Origin of the sequence: Neobacillus niacini (assembly GCF_036961885.1) — a bacterium.
GTDB lineage: Bacteria > Bacillota > Bacilli > Bacillales > Cytobacillaceae > Neobacillus > Neobacillus niacini_H.
Genome location: NZ_JBALNQ010000013.1, coordinates 12,795 through 18,388, shown reverse-complemented (window position 1 = coordinate 18,388; position 5,594 = coordinate 12,795). Strand labels below are relative to the sequence as shown.

4 protein-coding genes are annotated in these 5,594 nt (G+C 40.2%); all 4 read right to left on the bottom strand.

The features are described 5' to 3' along the window. Nucleotides 1–169 precede the first annotated feature (169 nt). The 4 genes from noc to mnmE all read right to left on the bottom strand — a co-directional run bounded on the left by noc (nt 170) and on the right by mnmE (nt 5,317). On the bottom strand, nt 170–1,054 hold the full coding sequence (gene noc / locus V7124_RS07555; protein WP_335487650.1) for a nucleoid occlusion protein: 885 nt from the start codon (nt 1,052–1,054) through the stop codon (nt 170–172). A 104-nt stretch (nt 1,055–1,158) separates the two neighbouring features. After that, nucleotides 1,159–1,875: a 16S rRNA (guanine(527)-N(7))-methyltransferase RsmG gene (gene rsmG / locus V7124_RS07550; protein ID WP_335487647.1), complete on the bottom strand. Its 717-nt coding sequence runs from the start codon at nt 1,873–1,875 to the stop codon at nt 1,159–1,161. Nucleotides 1,876–1,895: 20 nt separating this feature from the next. Further along, the gene (mnmG, locus tag V7124_RS07545) at nt 1,896–3,785 is read right to left on the bottom strand and encodes a tRNA uridine-5-carboxymethylaminomethyl(34) synthesis enzyme MnmG (protein WP_335414864.1); all 1,890 of its coding nucleotides are present in this window, start codon (nt 3,783–3,785) and stop codon (nt 1,896–1,898) included. A gap of 146 nt (nt 3,786–3,931) precedes the next feature. Further along, nucleotides 3,932–5,317 carry a tRNA uridine-5-carboxymethylaminomethyl(34) synthesis GTPase MnmE gene (mnmE, locus tag V7124_RS07540; RefSeq protein ID WP_335414863.1) on the bottom strand — a complete coding sequence of 462 codons (1,386 nt, stop codon included), beginning with the start codon at nt 5,315–5,317 and terminating at the stop codon, nt 3,932–3,934. Nucleotides 5,318–5,594: the final 277 nt, after the last annotated feature.

Genomic DNA, 5,594 nt, shown 5'->3' with positions numbered 1-5,594 from the left:
TGCGGGGTCTCACTCAGCTCGTACATCCCGCAGGAGTCGAGCACCTTTCGCTCCAATCAACCGGTTCTAAAATCATCAGTCTCCATTAATAAAACCTTACAAAAAAAAAATCTATGACACAAAAATAAAAACCAAACTACGAGTAAGTCTGGCTCTATTTGCAAGTATTTTATTTTTTCTTTGGAATTTTTATTGTAAATTGATAGTACTCTTCAAATTCTTCTTCAGTGGCATCGAGATTAATTCCGTTATCTATTACCATGGTTAATGATTGCCGAATGGTGTTTACAGCAATTCTCATATCCTTGCTGAAGGCTTTTCTTTTTGGCTGTGGTTTTTGATTCTTTTCTTCGAGCAGCCGAGCAACTCGATCCTCTGTTTGCTTAACATTTAAGTTTTTTTCAATTATGTCTTGTAAAAGAGCTACCTGCTTCACTGGATCTTTAAGCGGAATAAGTGATCGGGCATGCCGCTCAGTAATTTCCTTATTTAACAAGGAATCTTGGATAGGCTGTGGCAGCTTTAAAAGCCTGAGCTTATTGGCAACGGTCGACTGGCCTTTTCCAAGCCGTTGAGCAAGAGCTTCTTGCGTTAAGTTATGGAGCTCGAGCAGCTTTCCATAAGCAATGGCCTCTTCAATCGGCGATAGCTCTTCCCGCTGTAAATTTTCAATTAACGCAACTGAAGCCGTTTCTGTGTCTGAATAATTTTTTATAATTGCTGGAGCCTCATCCCAGCCAAGCTTCTTCATTGCACGAAAGCGGCGTTCCCCGGCAATTATTTCATAGCTTCCCTCAAACTGTCTAACGACAATCGGTTGAATGATTCCGTGCGTATGAATGGTTCGTGATAATTCCTCTATTTTTTCATCATCAAATACGGTTCGAGGCTGAAAACGATTTGGAACAATACGATCAATCGGAATCCTTTTAATCTCTTCATTTTTTACAACATCTAGCTCTAGTTCTAGCTCTTTATCAAGTTCCTTTTCAAACTCAACCTTTTGATCTCCCTTTTCGCCGAGGCCAAAAAAGCGTGAAAACGAATTCTTCATCCCCAACACCACCTTTACGAAACTCCCTATTTACGTATTCGCTGTCAAACAGTTTTCTTCCTGCTAATTTTATTTAAACAAATAAATTCTTCCATTTGCTTGAATTATTCAATCGGCATTTTTCCAGGTGTTCCTGGCTTACGAGGGTACCTTTTCGGCGTTTGTTTTTCCTTTTTAATGACAAGAATATTTCTTTCGCTTTCTTCCATCGGCAAAGTGAATGTAAACATTTGCTCTAGTTTTCCCCCTAGGGTTGTAATTGCCTTGTTACCCACTGCAAGCTCATCATTTGCATGAGCTGCCTTCATTGCGACAAAGTACCCTCCAACTTTTACAAGCGGCAGGCAAAGCTCACTAAGAACGGACATTCTAGCAACCGCTCTAGCCGTGACGAGGTCATAGGATTCTCTGTGTGCTAGATTAACGCCGAAAGTTTCAGCGCGGTCGTGAATGAAATGCACATTTTCCAATTTTAATACATTGGCTAAATGATTTAAAAAAGAAATTCGCTTATTTAGGGAGTCAACGATGGTCACCTCTAAATGCGGAAAGACAATTTTTAATGGAATACTTGGAAATCCCGCACCTGCCCCGACATCACAAAGATGAAGTGGCTGCGAGAAATCAAAATAAAACGCAGCAGAGATGGAATCATAGAAATGTTTTAAATAAACATCACGTTGATCAGTAATTGCGGTAAGGTTCATTTTTTCATTCCACTCAACCAAGGTATGAAAATATTTATCGAATTGATCTAACTGCTTATCGCTAAGGGAAATTCCCTTCTCAAGAAGCATAGCTTTAAATTGTTCGGTGTTCATCTGCAAAACTTCCTCTTTTATTATGGATTACTCGTCCGAGCCACTCTTCCTTGTTCTAAATATATAAGGAGAATCGAAATATCAGCTGGGTTTACACCAGAGATCCTCGAAGCCTGAGCAAGAGATAATGGTTTGATTTGTTTTAAATTTTGCTTCGCTTCATTTGCAAGCCCGGATATTGAGTCATAATCAATATTTTCAGGAATTTTCTTATTCTCCATTTTCTTTAAGCGTTCAACTTGCTGAAGTGATTTTTCAATATATCCTTCATACTTAATTTGAATTTCGACTTGTTCCTTAATATCTGGATCTAATTCCACGTTACTAGGAATCAAGCTTTCAATGTGGTTATAGGTCATTTCAGGTCGTTTTAATAAATCGGCTGCAAGGATTCCATCCTTAAGCTCACTGCCGCCCATGCTTCTAATTAGGTCTTGAACTTCTGGTGTAGGTTTTAATCTAACGGTTGAAAGTCTTTCTTTCTCCGCCTCAACAGCTGCCTTTTTTGCTAAAAATCTTTGATGACGCTCCTCTGGTATAAGTCCAATGGAATGACCGATATCCGTTAATCTTAAGTCGGCATTATCATGACGCAAAAGAAGACGGTATTCTGCTCTTGAAGTTAATAATCGGTACGGTTCAGTTGTTCCTTTGGTAATTAAATCGTCTATTAACACACCTATATAGGCATCTGAACGGCTAAGAATTAATGGATCTCTTTCTAATGCACTCCGTCCAGCATTAATTCCAGCCATAATACCTTGACCAGCCGCTTCTTCGTATCCTGAGGTCCCATTTATTTGACCAGCAGTAAAGAGGTTTTTTACCAACTTTGTTTCAAGTGTTGGCCAAAGCTGTGTCGGATTAATAGCATCGTACTCAATCGCGTATCCAGCCCTCATCATTTGTGCATTTTCCAATCCTGGAACGGTTTTGATGAGTTGTTGTTGAACATCTTCCGGAAGACTGGTTGATAATCCTTGTACATAAACTTCTTGTGTTTTTCTGCCTTCTGGCTCAAGGAAGATTTGGTGGCGCGGTTTATCATTAAATCGGACCACTTTATCTTCAATCGACGGACAGTAACGCGGACCCGTTCCTTTAATCATTCCCGAATACATCGGTGAACGATGGAGGTTTTGGTCAATCAATGTATGTGTTTGTTCATTTGTGTATGTTAACCAGCATGGGAGCTGATCAGTAATATACTTTGTTGTTTCATATGAGAACGATCTCGGCTCTTCATCACCGGGCTGAATTTCTGTTTTGCTGTAATCAATCGTATTACTGTTGACCCGCGGCGGAGTTCCTGTCTTAAAACGAACCAACTCAAAACCAAGTTCCTCTAAATGCTCAGATAATTGGATGGATGGCTGTTGGTTGTTGGGACCGCTTGAATACTTCAATTCTCCGAGGATAATTTCTCCACGAAGATACGTACCAGTCGTAATGACGACTGTCTTTGCACGGTAAATAGCTCCTGTTTTTGTAATAACCCCGACCACTATTCCATCTTCAACGATTAATCGTTCTACCATTCCTTGAAGGAGCGTTAAATTGGGTGTATTCTCAATCGTATTTTTCATTTCACTCTGATAATCAACTTTATCAGCCTGGGCACGTAATGCGCGAACTGCAGGGCCCTTCCCCGTATTCAACATTCTCATTTGAATATGTGTTTTATCAATGTTTTTACCCATTTCTCCACCAAGGGCGTCTATTTCCCGGACAACGATCCCTTTTGCGGGCCCGCCAATCGATGGGTTGCATGGCATAAAGGCAACCATATCAAGGTTAATCGTAAGCATTAATGTGTTTGCACCCATTCGTGCAGCCGCGAGGCCGGCCTCACAGCCAGCATGACCGGCACCGATGACCACAACGTCAAAATTACCTGCTTCGTATGACATTTCATTTCACCAACTTTTCTTATTGTCTAGCTGCAGCACCTAACCCCTCGAGGTCACTTCGGTCCAAGCGAAGAAGTCAAAGAGCGCGACTTCTCCGCTTGGCCCTCTAGTGCTTGTCGGGGCTGAACGAGGCGCTTCCGCTTTTCTTATTTTCCTAAACAAAATTGTGAGAATAGCTGGTCAATGAGGCTTTCGTGAACACTTTCACCAATGACTTCACCAAGCAGTTCCCACGTTCTAGTAATATCTATTTGTACAATATCTATAGGAGTTCCCATTTCAACTCCACTAATCGCTTCTTCTATCGTATGCAAACTTTGTCCGATCAAAGCAATGTGACGACTGTTCGATAAATAGGTCATATCGCCAGCATCAATTGACCCTGCAAAGAATAAGGAGGAAATTGCTTCCTCTAACTCATCAATACCACGATCCTCTAATAATGAGGTTGTGACAATTTTATGCCTCGCGGCCAATTCCTTTACGCGTTCCATATCAATTTGCTGCGTGAGGTCTGTCTTATTGACAATAACAATAACATCCATTCCTTTAACAGCTTCAAAAAGGTTTTCGTCCTCTTGTGAAAATTGCTCAGCATAATTTAACACTAACAAGATTAAATCTGCTTCTTTTAAAACTTGTCGAGACCTTTCTACCCCAATGCGTTCAACAATATCTTCCGTCTCTCTTATACCCGCAGTATCTAGCAGTCTTAGCGGCACGCCGCGAACATTGACATATTCCTCAATGACATCACGGGTTGTCCCAGGAATATCCGTGACAATCGCTTTATTTTCTTGGACAAGACTATTTAATAACGAAGATTTTCCGACATTTGGACGTCCGACAATAACTGTTGACAGACCTTCACGCAAAATTTTCCCTTGCTGCGATGTTTGTAGCAGTTTCTGTAACTCATCTCGGACATAAGAGGCTTTTTCCAATAACATTTTATGAGTCATCTCTTCAACATCATCATATTCTGGATAATCTATATTTACCTCAACATGTGCGAGTATCTCTAGCATTTCCTGGCGAAGTCTTCTAATTAAGTTAGATAATCGACCTTCCATTTGTCCTAGGGCCACATTCATCGCTCGGTCTGTTTTTGCTCTAATTAAATCCATTACTGCTTCTGCTTGTGATAAATCAATCCGTCCATTTAAAAACGCCCGTTTTGTGAATTCCCCCGGTTCAGCTAGTCTTGCTCCATAGGCTAACACATGCTGCAATACCCGATTAACAGAAACAATTCCACCGTGACAATTTATTTCAACAACATCCTCTTTTGTAAAAGTCTTTGGTCCCTTCATGACCGAAATCATTACTTCTTCGACCACTTGTTCCTTCTTAGGATCAATCAAATGTCCATAATGGATCGTATGTGAAGGTACCTCTGTTAACCTTTTACCGCCGATGCTTCGAAAAATTTGATCCGCGATTTTAATGGAATCATCGCCACTCAATCGTACAATTGCAATGGCTCCCTCACCCATCGGTGTCGATATGGCAGCTATCGTATCAAATTCCATTACTCTCACCACTCTTTTATCTATTTAAAAAACATTCTTTAGGTACGAAGCCCTGAAAAACAAATAATTTTACTCCAAATTAGTAGAATACCACATCTATACGTGTCTGAAAAACCAGAAACAATGTTACTAATTATCCACAGGCGAATAATGTTCACGTATTATTTTAACTTATCCACATGTGAATAACAATAAAACATAAGTTTTCAAATTATTGTTATAAATAATTTTATAAGATAAGGGCTGTGTTAAACTTGACTGTTGATTTGCGCTACAG

Coding starts and splice junctions, on each gene's coding strand:
- noc (WP_335487650.1), bottom strand. CDS start 1,054: ATGAAGAATTCGTTTTCACGCTTTTTTGGCCTCGGCGAAAAGGGAGAT.
- rsmG (WP_335487647.1), bottom strand. CDS start 1,875: ATGAACACCGAACAATTTAAAGCTATGCTTCTTGAGAAGGGAATTTCC.
- mnmG (WP_335414864.1), bottom strand. CDS start 3,785: ATGTCATACGAAGCAGGTAATTTTGACGTTGTGGTCATCGGTGCCGGT.
- mnmE (WP_335414863.1), bottom strand. CDS start 5,317: ATGGAATTTGATACGATAGCTGCCATATCGACACCGATGGGTGAGGGA.